This window comes from Roseovarius amoyensis, assembly GCF_003260265.1.
GTDB classification, from domain to species: Bacteria; Pseudomonadota; Alphaproteobacteria; order Rhodobacterales; family Rhodobacteraceae; genus Roseovarius; species Roseovarius amoyensis.
This window is the reverse complement of the sequence record NZ_QITQ01000002.1, coordinates 106,406-123,234: the sequence shown is the minus strand read 5'-3', so window position 1 is coordinate 123,234 and position 16,829 is coordinate 106,406. Positions and strand designations below refer to the sequence as shown.

Below are 16,829 nucleotides of genomic sequence, written 5' to 3'. Positions count from 1 at the left end.
CTCGTATCGCAGGCAGCAGGCCCAATTATGGGGGCTATGGGCGCGCGGCAGCAGGCCAAGGCGCAGCAGGACGCCGACAACCGCAACGCCTTCATCGCCCGGACGCGGGCAATCCAGACAGACATTGGCGCCCGTCAGGGGCTGGAATCGGAACTCGGGTCGATGCGGGCGGCGCTGGGGGCCAACGGTCAGCCGATGAATGCCGGCACGTTCGAGTTGTTCCAGGACTTCCGCAAGACACGCGACCGCGAACGCAGCATCGACTTCGGCAACCGCATGATGGAGGCGGCGGACTTCCGAACCAAGGCGCGCAATTCCGGGCAGATGGCGAAGATGGCACTTCCAGTCGGCTTGGCGAAGGCCGGTCAGCCCCTCTTTGATCTGTACGAATTGCTTAGGTAGGGCTTCATGGCGCAACTTCCGAAAATCCGTCGCAGCACACCGATCTCGAATTTCCAGCGGGTGACACCGCAGGCCGGGACTGGCTTTGCCGCGCTGGCCGAGATTGCGAACGAGGCATACGATTTTTTTGCCAAGGGCGCGAAAGAGAAGATGCGCCAGACCGGTCTTGAGGCGGGTCACGAATGGTCGCGCCGGGTGATGGGCGACAACCGGATGCCACTGCCGGAGATCGAGACGCCGGGCCGGGAAGGGCTTTCAACCGTCGGTGTGGGCGTCGGCATAGGTGACGGAACCTTTCGGGATGCCGTCGGCTTCGTCGAAAGCGGCAACCGATACGATGCCGTTGGACCTGAAACCTCGAATGGAGGCCGCGCCTATGGCCGTTATCAGGTCATGGATTTCAACGTCGGCCCGTGGACAGAGGAAGTCCTTGGCCGGCGGATGACACCGCAGGAGTTTCTGAGCGACCCGGAAGCACAGGATGCGGTGTTCGACGCGAAGTTCGGAGCGGCATATGAGCAGCACGGATCGCTTGCGGATGCGGCGTCGGTTTGGTTTTCCGGTCGCCCCTTGAGCGCCGCTGGCTCGGCATCGGACGGATACAACACGGTTCCCGAATACGTTGCCAAGGTCACAGGGCGCTACAACAGCGCGATTTCTGCAAGCGACGACGGCACCCTGACCGGCGGCGGCTTCGATAGCCCGGACAAGATCGCGGCCGATGCCATGTCGGAACTCGGGGTGAACGTGGAGGTCCAACCGACCCCCGGCGCCGTTGGCATGATCGGCGGCGTCAAGGGTAACGGAGAGGTTTGGCAATCCTTCGACGGCGACGGCACGGCGCACGATCCGTCCTATCGGGATTACAGCCAGCTTTACCGTGAGTATCGGTTCGACCCGCCGGATGATACATGGGTTCCGGTTGGCGAGCGCAACGGCAGGACCGTTTATGCCGCCCCGGACTATGCCCGTGACGAGAACGGCAACTACCTGTCTGTATCGGCGGCAGAGGCGCAGCAACTCGCCCAGGAGCGCGGCGGCGTGGTTCCGACCCGCGACGAAGTGAAGGCCCTCTACGACAACGCCGAACAGATCACGATGCCCACCAGCGGCGACTTCGGCAAGGAAGGCGGCGAAGGCACGTCCGAGGAATACACCGCCGCCGTCGATAGCCGCCGCCAAGAGGCGGGTGTGCCGGACGGTGCGCCGGTCGTTCACGGCAAGGAGTTCTTTGCGCACGACGACATTCCGTTGGAGGAAATCGTCGTCACGCCGCAGGACAATGGCGAGCCGCGCGTGTCGTCACGTGGCACGGTTGAGCCCGCCACCACGGTTCGGACGCGGGAAGGCAAGATCGAGCCGCGCCTGTATTCGCCGCTGTCTGGCGAAATCCTGCAAGCGCACAACGCCGCCGCCGGGGTGGCGTTCCTTGCGGATACGAAGCTGGCGGCCGCCACGGACATGATGGCGCTGTCGTTCGAGAACGAAGGCAACCCCGACGGCTTCATGGAAGCGGCCGAAGCCTATGTCGAAAGCCTGGTCGAGCGCGCCCCGGACATGTTCAAGGGCGATCTGCGCAACGAGCTGACCGAGGAAGTGCAGCGCCGCTATCTCGGCATGGTCGATGAACGGCATAAGGAAATCAGGACGCGGGCCTCGAACAGTTCCAAGGCGCTCATTGATCGCTACAGGATGGAATATGCCGAGTCCCAAGCCGCTGGACGGACGGAAGAAGCCGCCGCCGCCCGCGCCCGGCTGGAAGATGCCCTTCTGGCCCGCGAAAGCCTGCCCGGCGTTGCATGGACCCGCGCGCAGAGCGAGAACACCATCCTTGCCGCCCTTGATGACGCGGATCGCCTTCGCGCCCGGCGGGACAAGGAACGGTCGGACGAAATCGGAGACCGGCTTGATCTGGCGATCACCGCGCGCAAGGGCGGGCGTGTAGCGGAAGGCGAGGACATCATCGACGATCCCGCCGTCTGGCAGATGCACCCGGACAAGGCGCAGGAACTGGCCGCGCGGATCGCCGCCGCAGATGTCTATCCCGATTTCATGGCCCTTCCCCCGGCGCAGCAACAGGCGGTGATGGCCGAGGAAAAGGCCCGGCCCGTCGGCGCGAAATACGAGATGGATTTCCTCTCGGCGCTGCAAGACCTTCACAAGACGACATTGGCGGCGCTTGGCGATGACCCGGTGAAATTCGCCGCGGAGAACCTGCAAAACGACACCGAGATCGGCCCGCCGCCGCAGATCGACTTCGCGGCCGTTGCCACTGATCCCACGGGGTTCGCCAAATCGCTGCGTGCCCGGTCGCAATGGGCAGAGCGGTTTCAGGCCGCCGGGTATGTCGAAGGGCTGGTTCCGCTGTCGAAGGACGAGGCGAAGATGCTTTCGGCGGCACTCAAGCCAGATCAAGACCCCGCCGGTCGCGCAATGCTGGTCGGCATGATCGCGCAGACGGCCCCCGAAGCCCTTCCGGCGATGCTGCAACAGGCCGGCGCGGATGATGTGCTGGTTCATGGTGGCGGTCTTGCCGCCGTCACCGGCAATGTCGGCCTTCTGGAAGAAGCGATCCGTGGGCAGGAACTGGTCGCCGCCGGTCAGGTGCAGTTCCCCCAAGGCGCAAGCAAGATGGGTGTTGTCGCGCCGGCGGTTGCCGAAGCTATGGCGGGGCTTCCTGACGCCGGCAACATGCAGAAGCGGGTGATGAAGTTCGCCCAGGCGCTCTATGCGACACAGGCCGGCGGCGTTCAGACCGACGAGGACCGCAAGGAACTGATGGCCGAGGCCGTAAATCGCGCTCTGGGGCAAGAAACCCTGCCAAAAGGCGTGGCTGGCGGCGTGCAGGACGTGAATGGGTTCGAGACCCTTCTGCCCACCGGAATGACCGTGAAGGAGTTCAATCAGGCAGTTTTTGGCGTGGGCGAGGTTTCCGGCTTTGGGCCAGTAGTCGGGGTCGGAAAGGCCGGGCCGATGATCGGGTTTTCGACGGGTACAGGTGTCGAGTTCGACGCCGACCGCTGGAAAGCCGCATCGCGCGATGAAAGCCTGCCGACCTTCCGGGGCACGCCGTTGGATGAAAAGGCATTTTCCGACCCTGACCGGATGCGCTTCGTTGCCACGGGCGGCGGCTTCTACCGCATCCAGTACCAGACCGGCATGGGCTTCGTTGACGTGATGAACGACGACGGCGTGAGCATCTTCGAGTTCGACATTCGCAAACTGGCAGGGGGCTGACATGTCCGACCTGTTTCCCGCGTGGCCGCAGAAGCGTATCGCCACGGCCCCGGCGCAGGGCAATCAGGCGGCTGACACTGGCGACCGTCTTTCCGCGCTGTTCCGTTCGACCGGGCTTGAACAGAACGCCAACTTCACCCGCCAGCGCCGCCGGGCAGAGATCAAGCGGGATCTGGCAAATCAGGTTCTGCCCCGCATACCAAGGGAACAACTTGGCGAAGGCCCGAACGCCGCCTTCACGGAGGGCGAAATCCTCGACATCGCCCGGTCGATGGCAGAGGAAAGCCCGGACGCCTGGGCAGATGTGGACCTGTCCGACGAAGCCATAGAGGAACGCCTGAACGAAAGCCTGAAAGCCGAAGATGCAGATCTTCAAGGCATCCTTGCCATGTCGCCGGAAGGGAATGCGGTTGTCGATTTCCTCGCCAGCATGGCAGGCGCCACTGCCGACATAAAAAACGCCCCATTTCTGGTGTTCGGCGGCTTCGGCGGGTCCATCGGCAGGGTGATGATGCGCGAGGCCGCCCTGAACCTTGGGGCCGAAATTGTGAACGTCCCTGACCGGCTGGACATGGCGGAGCGTCTGGAAAAGCCGGAGCCGAACCTCTTGGCGGAACTGGCCGGGGCGGCGGTGTTCGGCGGCGTGCTTGGCGGCGGTCTGGAACTTGGCTTTCGCGGCATCAGGGCGCTTGGCCGGGGGGTGAAGGCGTACAAGGATCGGAACCTTGTGCCCGGCCCTATCGAGGCGCAGGCCGCCGTCGATGCGGCAGAAGATGCGCTGGTCCAAGGCGACACGGATTTCTTCCGCAAGGCGATCGAGGATGCCCGTAGGGAAGCACCGGAAGAAGTCCGGGATGCCGTGCCGTTCGAAGATGCCGAAGATGCCCTTGCCCGCACGGTAGAGGCGGAAGTCGATCAGCGGATGGCCGAGATCGAGCGCGACTTCCCAGAGATGCGGCGCAAGTACCCGCTGGTGCAGTCGATGCCGAAGATCAAAAGCACGATGATGCGGAACGGCGAACGGGTCCGCACGCCCGCCGCGCAGGAATTGGCAAACGCCGGCATCACGCCGCGCACGCACCCGTTCCTGTTCGACAACAAGAATGGCCTGTCCGACTTCGACAACCTGGTGGCATCCGAGTACGGCGATCTGCAATTCGTCCTGCCCGTCGATCAAAGCAGCGGCTATTTCGAGCCCGACGCCCTGCTGAGCGCGATGGTCGACGAACTGTCGGGGCGCGGCAAAACCCCGGTATCACCAGAGGTTGCCGCCCGCATGGGTGAACTCGAAGGGCTTGCTTCGACGCGCAACATCGACGGCTTCATGGAGGACGGGAACTTCGTCGCCAGCAAGGCCGCCATTGATGCAAGCACCGATCCAGACGCCTTTGTTCGCAGCGGAATCAACCGCTTCGAGCGTGAGGCCGGCATGAAGCTGGATGACGAAATCCGCACAGCCGCCGCGCGCATTCTGCGAGATAGTGGCGGTGATGCGGATTCTGCGGTAGAAAGGGCACTGATACAGGCTGTCGAGAACGACGTTTCCCCGAGGTTGGCCGATGAACCGGAATTTGACAACATCCCGATCTTCGACGACGAGGCTGGACGCCCTGATCCAGCACCTCGACCGGCGCCTGGGCGAGAACCTGACAGACCGGCAGCGCGAGACCGCGCAGAAGGTGAAGGCGACGGCCGAAGCCCTGAAAGCCGCACGGTCGAAGCGGCCCCAAGCGTAGAACGGTTTTCCGACCCGGCCGCCCGAGAGGCGGTTGATGCGAACTTGGCGGCGCTTGACGACATGCGGGCGCAGATCGAGCGCGACGGCGATTTCGAGATCGACATGGTGATGGAGGACGGCACCCACGTTCGCACGGCCTCTGACCTTCTGCGCTATGCCGAGGACGGCGTTGAATTTGCCGAGATCATTCAGCTTTGCGGGAGGCGGGCATGAGTTTCAAGGACTGCATTCAGGACGCGATGGACGATCCCGAGGTTTCCGCGTCCAAGGCCCACGGCAAGGAGGCGCAGCGGATTTGGGAGGAACAGGCCGCCGCCTATGAACGCCAGGGCTATTCCCGCCGGTCGGCCGAGGAAATGGCCGGCGCCGACGTGAAGGAGTACTTCAAGCGCAAGTCGGGCGACGATCTGCACCGGGCGCTGGCCGAGGCGCAGGTGCGGCAGTCGATCCAAAAGCGGGTGGCGGATCATGCCAAGCCGCACAAGTCGGCGGCAACCAGCGTCGAGCGGATGGAAATGGAAAGCCGCGGCCTGCTGCAATACGCCCGCAACCGCCTCACAAACTATCTGCGCGACCACCATCAGAACCTTCTGAACAAGATGACGAAGCCCGCCGAACAGATAAACATCGTGCGGGCCCTGTCCGGTGAGAAGGTAGACGACGCGGCGGCGAACGCGATGGCCGATTCCATTCGCAGCGTGGTCGAGGAACTGCGGTTGTTCTTCAACGAGGCCGGCGGCGTCATCCGCAAGCTGGAAAACTACGACGTGCCGCACCGGCACAATCCGTCGGCTCTGCGCCGGGCAGGCAAGAAGGCATGGGTGAACCGGCTTCTTGATGACGGCATGATCGACTGGACCGGCGTTGAGAACTACGCCACGGGCCGCCCGTTTCAGGTCGGAGAAACCAAGCCGCCGCGGGAAACGCTTGAACGGTTCCTGGGTGAGATTTGGGACAACATCGTGTTCGGCAAGGCGGGTCAGGGTCGCCGATCGCTTGTCTCACGGCGGGCCGAGGCGCGTGTCCTGAAATTCGCCAGCGCCGATAAGTGGATGGAATATAACAAGGATTTCGGTGACGGTGATTTCTTCAAGACGCTGATGGGCCACCTGAACGCGATGGCCGACGACATTGCGGCGCTGCGAACCTTCGGTGCCGACATGGAAAAGGGCATCCAGTTCGAGATTGACGTTGCGCGCGAGAGAGCGAAAGCCGAGGGCCGTTCCGAACTGGTGAACACGGTATGGGACGGATGGGCCAAGGGCATGGCGAAGGTGTTCCGAGGGCCGGGCATGGCGCCGCAGGACCGGGAAGTGATTGCCTCGCTCATGTCCACGGTGCGCCATGTGATGACGGCGGGGATGCTGGACCGGGCCATTGTCCCGTCGATCTCGGATTTCAGTTCGGCGTTTCTGACGGCCAATGCCGCCGGGCTTAACAAGGGCAACATCTTCTCGGCCTACGCGCAGAACCTGAAAGCGATGATTGCCGAGGGCCGGATGACAACGGAAATGGCGATGCAGCACCGCTGGGCCATGTCCACGCTGTCGGATGCCGGCGGCGCGGTCGCCCGGTTCCACCATGACGTTCCCGGCGCGGAATGGGCGGAAACACTGTCGTCTATGGCGATGAAGGTGCAGGGGCTATCCCAGCACACCGACAACCTTCGGTTCGCTCTGAACCTCGAATTTTGGGGGAAATTCGCGCGGGAAGCGAAGAACGGCTTCGACAGCATCGACCCGGATTTCCGCCGGGCGCTCGACGACTACGGCATCCGGGCCGAGGATTGGGAGAAATTCAGGAACGGGCCGAAATACACCGCCGGGGCGCAGGGCCGTAAACTCGACCGCAACGATCCGCTCTATCGCAAGATAGCCGATCCGTTGGAGGCACAGGGGCTTGAGACGGGCGATCTGGAAGTATGGTCGCCGGTCAACGGCGAGGCGGTCCCGGCGGCCGATTTCCTGAACCCGCATCACTGGCTTGCCAATACCGATCTGCCCCGCCGAGAGGCGATGGACATCTTCATGAAGTTCCAGGGCTTCGTGGAGGAATGGCAGGAACGGGCCGTGCCGACGAACCGCTTGCAGGCGCGAGCGATCTTCGATCCGACCGCCTACGGCATGGTGCCGGGCACCTTCGTCTACGAGGTCATGAAATCCGCCGGCATGTTCAAGAGCTTCGTCGGTGCGTTCACGATCAACCAGATCAGGCTGTTGCATTTTGCCCCGGACATGAAATCGCGGGCCACGCATGGCGCCTATCTGGTGGGGGGGATGACGGCGCTCGGGGCCGTGGCGCAGGTGACGCTGGACGTTCTGAGCGGCAACGATCCGTCGAACGTGAACCCGGTGGAAAACCCGGCTTTCTGGTGGAAGGCTATGCTGCGCGGCGGCGGCCTTGGCCCGATCGGTGACATCATGCAGGCGGGCGAGATGCGCTATGGCGGCGGCTTTTCCAGCTATCTTGCCGGCCCTGGCGTGAACCTCACGCAAGATCTGTGGTCCCTCACCTACGGCAACCTGTCGGAAGTGATGGAAGGCAAAGACCCGCGCTGGCAGAAGGACGTGATCCGCATCCTACGGCGGAATACCCCTCTGGCCGATACCCCTCTGGCCGGTCCCGCCGTGCAACGGCTGATCTTCGACGAACTGCACAAGATCATCGACCCGGAAGCGCAGAAAACGCTGCGCAAGGCCGCCGCCGCCCGCAAGAGAAACACCGGCAACGATGCCTTCTGGCCCATTGGCAGCACCCTGCCTGAACGGGCGCCGAACCTCGGGGCGATCATCGGCGGGCAGTAGTGCATAGGGCGCGGGTATCGTCTCGGCGATATTCCCGGCATGGCTACCGTCGCATCAACACCCCGCTTCACCGCCTCGACGCTCGGATCGGATACCGCCGGCCCGTTCAATGTCGGCTTCCGGCTGTTCGAGTCCGACGCCCTGACCGTCTATGTGAACGGCGAAAAGCGCGAGGATTGGACCCTTACCGCCGATCTTGACAGCGGCCATGACGATGCCGCCACGATCACTTTCGATGCATCTCTGAGCAACGGCGATATTCTCTGGATCGAGGGGTCGATGGTTCCGGAGCGGGAAACCGACTACGGGCCAACGGAGCCCCGTCTGACGGACAAGGCGAACGCGGAACTGGCGCGGGTGTGGGCAACGCTGGTTGAGACGGTCGGCAAGGCGGCAAACTCCCTTCGCACCACCACCGCGCAACCGCCCGTCGATTTCGAGGACGGCGCCGTTCCCATGTTCAAGGACGGCGTATTCCAGAACGGGCCGACGGCTGATGAAGTTGAGATGGCGCAAGGATATGCCGCCGTCGCCCAGGCGGCGCGCGACAAGGCGGCGTTGTGGGCAGAGGCAGCGGAAGATGTTGAGGTCGAGAGCGGCCAGTACTCGGCCCTGCACCACGCGGCCAAGGCGGCCACGTCCGCATCGAGTGCTTCTGTCAGTGCGGATAGGGCCGAGCTTTACGCCTCTGCGCGCGTCGATACCTTCGCAGACCTTTCCGATATAATTCCCACCGACCTTGCGGTTGGTGAGTTGGTTACAGTGACCGACACCGGCATGGTGGTGAAGCGCGTCACGTCCGGCGGTGACTACGACTACACCGGCAGCGGCGGTGTGATATTTGAGGTCATGATCGCGTCCGTGGCCGATGCAGCGGAAGCTGCGGAGACGGCGCAAGAGGCGGCTGAAACCGCGCAAGACGGTGCTGAGGCGGCGCTACAGGCGATTGTAAATGAAACTTTCGATCTTGGTCTAGCTTGGTTTGTTGACCCTACGGTGACCGGCGCGACTGCTGGCTCCGGTTCAATCTCTGATCCGTTCAGCCCTGAACATGCTTTCACTGGCGGCTCTGGTGTGATCCTTCCCGGCCACACCGTCTATCTCAGAGGGGGAACATACAAGCCGTCTGCGCATAGCCTTGCAGGTGGCCGATGGGATGGCTTTCGCGTGGGCAGCGCGACGTTCGGAGGGGAACCTGGCAATCCGGTGACATTCACCGACTACCCCGGAGAAAAAGCAGTCTTTGACGATCCGTTGACATGGGCCAGCTTGACAAATCCAATCGCCGAGTCTGGTAGAAATGTCTATGAAACCAATACGCTGACCGGGCTGTCAGGCCAGTGGGTCGGCGGGTCTTACCGCGTTGACGGTAAATGGTATCCACTAGGATCGTATAGGGTCGATAATACGTCAAAATTCCAAGCCACAACATCAATTTATGCGGATAGCGGTGACTACTACACTGGCCCTGCAGTTTGTGCGTTAAGCACCGGCGAAGTTCGCATCAGGTTGGACCCGCCATACATTGCCACAGAGAACCCATTTTTTTCGGGGGATGAATACGGTGACGACCCTGTTCATCCAGTTTCTCTCGATCCGGATGCTGCGGACCTTGCGCTGTTTCGACAAGGGCAGATATGTCTTAATATTGATGGAGATTGGATTGATTGGGTTGGAACGCAGATAGACGGGTTCTATACTCTAATCAAATTAAATGGCGACTACTGCCGCATTCTGGACCTGAAATCGAACCGCTGCCCGTACATCGGGATCTACCCGGTTGGCAATAACTGGACGATTGGAGGTGATCACTTCGACATTGACGGCAACCTGCACGAAACTGGTACTAATATTGCGTGGGGCGATATTAAGAACGGCGATGAGGTTCTTGTGCAGAACAGATGCCAAGCAATCCCTATTGCGGATATTGATGGGGGCGGGCGCATCTGTGGTAAATTCAAAATCCGCAACTTCTTTGACGGTCATGTAATTTTTCGACCAGATATTGAGATTGGCGGGCCGGTAGACAAGACACTTGTAGAAGGGCTGACAGGCCAAGCGCGCGAAAATGCTATGTGGGCGCACGCTGGTCAATACCTCAATATTTGGGATGATGCTTTTCAGATCGGGCATCGCTCACAGCGTCTGCACATCCACCACATTATCTGCAAGGGAGCAGGTCCGTCACGTGTCGGGACTGGCAGCACGACTGACTACGGTAGCGACTTCCCGAACATTCACCACTGCATCTTTGACACTAACAGCACACGTGTCATGCTTAATCGTCGGGGCCGCAACTCTACACGTGTGCCCCCCATTCCAGAGCCCGATGAGACGGGGTTCGATCTTGTCACAAAAAATGAGGCCGGGCGGTTGCACAGGCCAGTCATCAGCACTCATGGTGCAAATTCCGGCCCGAGTGATTGGCTGTTTCCTTGGGCGTTCACAAACAATACATTGATAAGTGGGGATGATACTAATGTACCAATGTTCTATAAAAATATTGCATCATTTAACTCACCTGCCGGATTGAGCCATGGCGTATTGAATAAGGTATTTAATAATCTCATTATCGACAGCGGAATAAGAATTACCAATCCTATTTCAAACAATCTTAGTTATGTAAACTTGAAAAGGATCGACACGACCATACCAACGGATATATTTGACGGTAATGCGTGGATATACGAGGAAGACCCCCCCCTGCGATTCCAAAAACTTACTACCAGCGCGGGCGATATGGATAACCAAATCACACTTTGTTCCGAATTGCAGACCGGTGCTATTCTCACAGACGTGCAGGTGTATTATCCGCCCGGCTGGGAGGCAGACGGCATCGACAAGCAGGGAGCAATTACCGACGTGATCGACCCAATGACCTATCGCCCGATTGACCCGGATATTAAGACTGGTGCGGTCGATCTGACGATGACAGGAATTGAGGGTCTTGAGTATTACAGCGCATATCGCGGAGCTTTGGCACCGTTAGATTCGCTGTGACAAAAGCAACCACGATATGCGCCCCGGTGATGGCGCGCTGGATATAGAAAAATGACCGCCGTAGATCACATTTCCGCCCCCGCGCGGGCCGTCTCATTCATCGCCAACACCGGCCTTTGGGGTGGGTCATCCGGGGCAATCCTCGGCTGGCTTTCCGGGCAATCCCTGCTGGGTTGGATAGGCGCGGGCTGCGCCGTGGCGGGCGTCGTTCTTAGCTGGCACCACAAGCGGGAATTGAGGCGGATTGAGCGTGACAGGCTTGAACTGGACCGCGCCAGATTTGAAAGGGAAAATCGCAATGGATAGATTCCCCCGCGCATTCGCGCTGCTGAGGGTTCACGAGGGCGGATACTCAAACCATCCCGCCGATCCTGGCGGGGCGACCATGAAGGGCATTACGCAGCGCACCTATGACGCTGACCGTCGCCGTCGCGGCCTGCCCACGCAATCGGTGCGCAACATCACCGATGCCGAGGTGGAGGCCATCTATCGCGGGCAGTACTGGAACACCGTTCGGGCCGATGACCTGCCGCCGGGTGTGGCCTATTGCGTGTTCGATGCCGCCGTGAACAGCGGGCCGGGGCGTGCGGCACGATGGCTGCAAGAGTGCCTTGGCGTGCCGGTGGATGGCGTGATCGGCTCAGAGACCGTCGCGGCGGCTATTGGGGCTGACTGGCTATCGGTGATCGGCACCTATTGCAACAAGCGGCTGGCATTCATGAAGCGCCTCAAGACGTGGGGCACGTTCGGCAAGGGATGGTCGCGCCGGGTGAACGAAGTGCGCGTGCAATCGCTGGCATGGGCGGCAGATGCTGACGTGCCGGAAACGACTGTCGCACCGCAGCCTAAGGCCGAGGGCAAGGAAAGCGCCAAAGCCACGGCAAAGGACGTGCTGACGGACCCCCGCGCAATGGCGGCTATTTCGGGCGCTGTAGGCAGTTCCGGGGCGCTTCTGAGCGGCAACGGGCCGGTGCAGTACGCTATCGCCGCCGTGCTGGTTATCGCGGCTCTGGCGGGCGTCTGGTGGCTGGTGAAGGGGCGGAAATGACCGGCATCTTCGCATGGCTGGCCGGAACACGCATCGGGCGGTGGGCGGCGATGGTCGGCGCGGCTGTTGCCCTGCTGGCCGGGGCCGTCCTTTTGGGGTGGTCCAAGCGCGGGCAGGTCGAGGCCGGAAAGGCGCTCAAGGGATACCAGGACACACGGAGACGGATGGATGATGCGGATGATCTTGGCGATGACCCTGCTGCTGCCCGTCGCTGGCTGTCTGAGCGTGGACGCAGAAGCGATCTGTGACGGCACCCGAGCCGACCGGACGGATCATGCAGAGGCGCTGGCCGAGGACGGCGGCGACAAGTCGGTGGTGACGGGGGCGCGGCTGCTCAAGAAACTGGACGCGGGGTGCGGACGATGAAACTTCTGGCGATCTTCCTGGCGATGCTCGGGACGGCTGCGGCGGCGCAAACGACAATGGTGCCGTGCCGTCTCATGCCGATGGAAACCACCGGGCAGGTGTTGGCAGATAACTATGGCGAGTCCCGGCAGCATGGCGGCCTGATCAACAGCGACATGGTTGCCGAGGTATGGGTGAATGATGAAACGGGCACCTGGACCCTGATGCTGATCACGCCCGACGGCATGGCCTGCATCCTCGCCGCCGGGCAGTACTGGCAAACCTACGGTCCACCCAAAAATCCGCCCAATTTGTAGGGCAGAAATCCCGCAAGGGGATGCGCGGCGGGTCGCATACCCGTCATTACAACAGCAAGAGAAAGGGCTCCATTTAGGCGCTTCCGGGCGTCAATCCCTGTCGCCCCGTCGGTCTAGTCCACCGGCGGGGCCTTCTTGTGAATACACCGGGGAAGGGAAGCGTGCCACATTGGCACCCAAAGGAGACGCAAAATGCCCGAACTTGATGACCTTTCTACAATACCAGGCGCGAACATCTCGGATGACGATTACCTGCTGATCTTCGACGTTGCGACGGGCAACTCGTACAAGATCACCAAGTCGAAACTGCTTGAGGGGATCGCCTACGCTGGCGGGGATCACAACTTCGGCACGTCTACGATCACAAATCTGACGGCACCGACGGCCAACATCTCGACCCTGAATTTCGTGACCGGCAGCGCGTCCCTTACCGCCGTGATCAAGTGGACGGGCAGCATCGACTTCGGCAGCATCGCATCCGGTGTTGACCAGTCGATCACGCAGTCCGTAACCGGCGCCCTTGTCGGGGATTTCGTCATCATCGGATTTGGGACCGGCGGTCTGAACAAGGAAGTGTCGATCCGCGCCTATGTGGCGGCCGCCGATACCGTGAAGTTCGACGTGGTGAACAGTAGCGGCGGGGCTGTTTCTGTCGGGTCCGTCAGTTTCGGGCTGATCCTGTTCCGGTTCACATGATCCGCCGTTTTGATACAATTCTGCCCATTCGTCACAACACAACTTTTCCGTAAAACCGTGTAAAAACAGATGGTTGCGAACACGTTCCGCTGACTTTTAATCAGTGGGTCGCAGGTTCGAATCCTGCACGGCTCACCACTGAAATCGCACTTGTTGACGGCTTCAACCCGTACGCGGGGTTGTCGTGTCGGGCTGATTCCCCGATCCGGGCTTCGAACGTATATCATCGGAAGATGGACACTTTTCCCGCCGTCATGACGGAGCTGCCACCCGCTCTGCCGCGCGCAGAGGCATGACCTGCAGCCGCGCGCCGGCCACGCGGACGACATCCGCCTCGATCCCGTAGATATCCATCAGGTTGGGGCCGGTCAGCACCTCTTCGGCGCGTCCGGCCGCCCTGAGCGCTCCGTCATGCAGCGCCACAAGGCGGTCGGCGAACTGGGCAGCCAGGTTGAGATCGTGCAGCGCCATGGCGATGATCGTTCCGGTGCTTGCGGCCAGGTTGCGCAGGCTTTCCAGCACCAGCAACTGATGACGCAGGTCGAGGGCCGCAGTCGGTTCGTCCAGCAGCAGAACCCGTGGCGCACGAAATACCGCCTGGGTCAGGAACACCAGCTGGCGCTGGCCGCCGCTGATCTCGTCGATCCGTCGGGTCTGCAATGCGGCTAATCCGAAGGCATCCAGCGCGCCAACGGCCTCGGCGATCAATCCGGCCGGCACCCGCATCCCGAGCGAACGCAACCGCCCCAGCAGAACCACCTCGAGCACCGTCAGCGAAGAGGTGGCACCGGTTTCCTGCGGCATGTAGGCGATTCGCGCGCCGCGCTCATCAGCGCGCAGGCCGGCACCATCCAGGCTGACGCCGCCGCTGGCCGGCAACAGCCCGGCCAGGGCCTTGAGCAGGGTGGACTTGCCAGCCCCGTTGCACCCGATCAGGGCGGTCAGTTCGCCGCCCCGCCATGTGTCGCTGAAATGGCGTATGATGGGGGACGCCCCATAACAAACGCCCAGCGCGTCGATTCGCAGGGTCACCAGTTTCTCCTTTGGCCGCGCATAATGAGAAAAAAGAGGAACGGCACGCCGATCACCGCTGTGACGATGCCGATGGGTATGACCGCCCCGGGCGATATGATCTTGGACAGGACGGACGCCGACAGCATGATGTTCGCCCCTGTCAGCGCGGCCATTGGCAGCAGCAGGCGCTGATCCTCGCCCACGGCCATGCGCGCGATATGAGGCGCGACCAGCCCGACAAAGCCGATCGTGCCCACGAATGCCACCGCGCCGGTCGTCAGCATGGCGACCACCGCGAATATCCTGATCCGCAGGCTCCGCACATTGACGCCGATCGCCGCCGCGCGCCCGTCGCCCAGCCGCAGGGCGGTCAGTTGCCAAAGGTTGGGCAGCACGGCCAGTGTTGCCAACGCGACAACGGCGGCGACAATGGGTACGTTGCTCCAGCTTGCGCGCAGCAACGAGCCAAACAGCCAGAACACGATGGCCTGCAAGACCTCGGGCGCGGCAATGTATTGTACCAGCGACTGAGCCGCCTGGAACATGAACAGCGTGGCGATCCCGGCCAACACCATCACCTCGGGGCTCATCCCCTGCATCCGGGCAAAGAAATAGACGATACCGCCCGCGATCAGGCACATGGCAAAGGCCGACAACGGGATGGTCAGCCACGGCACGACCGGCAGGGCGATCCCGGTCAGGATGACGATCGCCGCGCCGAACCCCGCGGCGGCAGAAAAGCCCAGCGTATAGGGGCTGGCCAGCGGGTTGCCCAGGATGGTCTGCATGTGCACGCCCCCCATGCCCAGCGCCATGCCCACCAGGATTGCCATGCAGGTGATCGGCAGGCGTATGTCGTGGACGATGACCCGCGTCATCGAACTGGCCCCGGACGGCGCAAAGAGCGCGTTCACCACCTCTGCAAGGCCCAGCATCGACGGCCCGGTGACGATATCGACTATGGCTAGCGACAGAAATATCACCAACCCGCCACCCAACCATATCAGGCGCCTTTGAACCAGTGCGCGATAGGACCGGTCCGCCGGCGCGGAAGGGGCGGCGGATACCGCCCCCCCCTTTGCGATGTCGTGGCTCATCCGTCCTGACCAGCGGGCAGCCGCGTCATATAGGTGCCGTGAAAGTTCATCGGCATGTAGGTCTCGAAGAACCGGTCAAGCGATGCCTGCGGGTCCAGGTCGGCAAAGGTTTCGGGATAGAGCGCTTTGGCAAGGAACTGCAGGAACGCATAGTCGAAAAGCGTTCGGTTACCGCCGTGATAGACGGCAAAGACCCGCCCATCCCTGACCGCGTCCAACTCGTTCCAGCCGGGGCGTTCCAGATAGGGACGCATCCGCGCGTGGGTCAGGTCGCTGTCGACGTTCGGTCCCATCAGGATGGCCTCGTCCTGACCGACCCAGCCGGACCCGGCCAGCAGGATCACCTCGGGGTTCTGCGACAGTACGTATTCGGCACTGAGCGGTCCCCAGCTTTCGATCTGGCCGTTGGCGATGTTGTGCGCGCCGAGCTGATCGAGAACCGCCCCCCATTGCGTGCCGGAATAGGAGTTGTCGTAGACATCCTTGCCCTTGCGGCCAAGCTCGACATAGACGCTGGGACGCTGGTCCTCGGGGATGGCGTCAAGACGCGCCTCGACCGCCTCGACAGCCGCCGCATACTCGGTCGCAAGGGTTTCGGCACGCTCGGGCTGGCCCAGGATCTGACCCAGCAAGTGCGTTGATTCGACGTGTTCTTCGACCGTCTGGGCGTTGTAGTCGAGAACGACGATGGGGATGCCCGCCGCCTCGATCCTTTGGGCCACTTCGCCAAGGGATTCGTATTGCCAGCCCGCCAGCAGGACGAGGTCGGGGTTGGCGGCGATCACGGCCTCCAGCGAAAAGGTGCCATCGCTGGTGTGGCCCACGTCGGGCAACTCGGCAATCCGTGGCATCGCCTTGACGTAGGTCTGCCATTGCAGGTTGCGCCAGCCTTCCCACGGAGCGCGCGAGATGGCTGTCACGCGGTCAAGACCGCCGGGCCCGGCCACGGCCATGAAATCTTCAAAGTAGAAGCCCAGCACGATGCGCTGCGCGTCATCGGGGATTTCGACCTGCCGGTCCAGCGTGTCGGTCACGGTAAGGGTGCCCGACCATGCGGGCAGAGAAACGAATGCCGCCACGGCGGCCGCGGCAACGCCGCGAATGATAGAATGGAACATGGATTGTCCTTTG

The 16,829-nt window shown here is 61.9% G+C and carries 12 protein-coding genes; 9 read left to right on the top strand and 3 right to left on the bottom strand.

From position 1 onward, the window contains the following. Nucleotides 1-36: 36 nt before the first annotated feature. The 9 genes from DL899_RS02495 to DL899_RS02450 all read left to right on the top strand — a co-directional run bounded on the left by DL899_RS02495 (nt 37) and on the right by DL899_RS02450 (nt 13,587). Nucleotides 37-402, top strand: coding sequence for a hypothetical protein (locus DL899_RS02495; RefSeq protein WP_111732194.1), 366 nt, complete (start codon nt 37-39; stop codon nt 400-402). A 6-nt stretch (nt 403-408) separates the two neighbouring features. Further along, on the top strand, nt 409-3,639 hold the full coding sequence (locus DL899_RS02490; RefSeq protein WP_111732193.1) for a hypothetical protein: 3,231 nt from the start codon (nt 409-411) through the stop codon (nt 3,637-3,639). Nucleotide 3,640: 1 nt separating this feature from the next. Beyond that, nucleotides 3,641-5,590, top strand: coding sequence for a hypothetical protein (locus DL899_RS02485; RefSeq protein WP_111732192.1), 1,950 nt, complete (start codon nt 3,641-3,643; stop codon nt 5,588-5,590). After that, complete coding sequence (locus tag DL899_RS02480; RefSeq protein WP_111732191.1) at nt 5,587-8,181, top strand: hypothetical protein; 2,595 nt, start codon at nt 5,587-5,589, stop codon at nt 8,179-8,181. The genes DL899_RS02485 and DL899_RS02480 overlap by 4 nt, the downstream gene beginning before the upstream one ends. Before the next feature lie 39 nt (nt 8,182-8,220). Continuing rightward, nucleotides 8,221-11,181 carry a hypothetical protein gene (locus tag DL899_RS02475; protein WP_111732190.1) on the top strand — a complete coding sequence of 987 codons (2,961 nt, stop codon included), beginning with the start codon at nt 8,221-8,223 and terminating at the stop codon, nt 11,179-11,181. A gap of 298 nt (nt 11,182-11,479) precedes the next feature. Next, the gene (locus tag DL899_RS02465) at nt 11,480-12,229 is read left to right on the top strand and encodes a glycoside hydrolase family 108 protein (protein ID WP_111732188.1); all 750 of its coding nucleotides are present in this window, start codon (nt 11,480-11,482) and stop codon (nt 12,227-12,229) included. Between the two features lie 168 nt (nt 12,230-12,397). Then, complete coding sequence (locus tag DL899_RS02460) at nt 12,398-12,595, top strand: hypothetical protein (RefSeq protein ID WP_162685467.1); 198 nt, start codon at nt 12,398-12,400, stop codon at nt 12,593-12,595. After that, complete coding sequence (locus DL899_RS02455; RefSeq protein ID WP_111732186.1) at nt 12,592-12,891, top strand: hypothetical protein; 300 nt, start codon at nt 12,592-12,594, stop codon at nt 12,889-12,891. The genes DL899_RS02460 and DL899_RS02455 overlap by 4 nt, the downstream gene beginning before the upstream one ends. 192 nt (nt 12,892-13,083) lie before the next feature. Next, a complete protein-coding gene (locus DL899_RS02450; RefSeq protein ID WP_111732185.1) occupies nt 13,084-13,587 on the top strand; it encodes a hypothetical protein in 504 nt (167 codons plus the stop codon). Between the two features lie 252 nt (nt 13,588-13,839). Here the strand turns inward: DL899_RS02450 and DL899_RS02440 are convergent, their stop codons facing one another. The 3 genes from DL899_RS02440 to DL899_RS02430 are packed head-to-tail and all read right to left on the bottom strand — an operon-like array spanning nt 13,840 to nt 16,816. After that, complete coding sequence (locus DL899_RS02440) at nt 13,840-14,619, bottom strand: ABC transporter ATP-binding protein (RefSeq protein ID WP_162685466.1); 780 nt, start codon at nt 14,617-14,619, stop codon at nt 13,840-13,842. After that, complete coding sequence (locus DL899_RS02435; protein WP_111732184.1) at nt 14,616-15,698, bottom strand: FecCD family ABC transporter permease; 1,083 nt, start codon at nt 15,696-15,698, stop codon at nt 14,616-14,618. The genes DL899_RS02440 and DL899_RS02435 overlap by 4 nt, the downstream gene beginning before the upstream one ends. Then, a complete protein-coding gene (locus DL899_RS02430; RefSeq protein WP_111732183.1) occupies nt 15,695-16,816 on the bottom strand; it encodes an ABC transporter substrate-binding protein in 1,122 nt (373 codons plus the stop codon). The genes DL899_RS02435 and DL899_RS02430 overlap by 4 nt, the downstream gene beginning before the upstream one ends. Between the last annotated feature and the right edge of the window lie 13 nt (nt 16,817-16,829).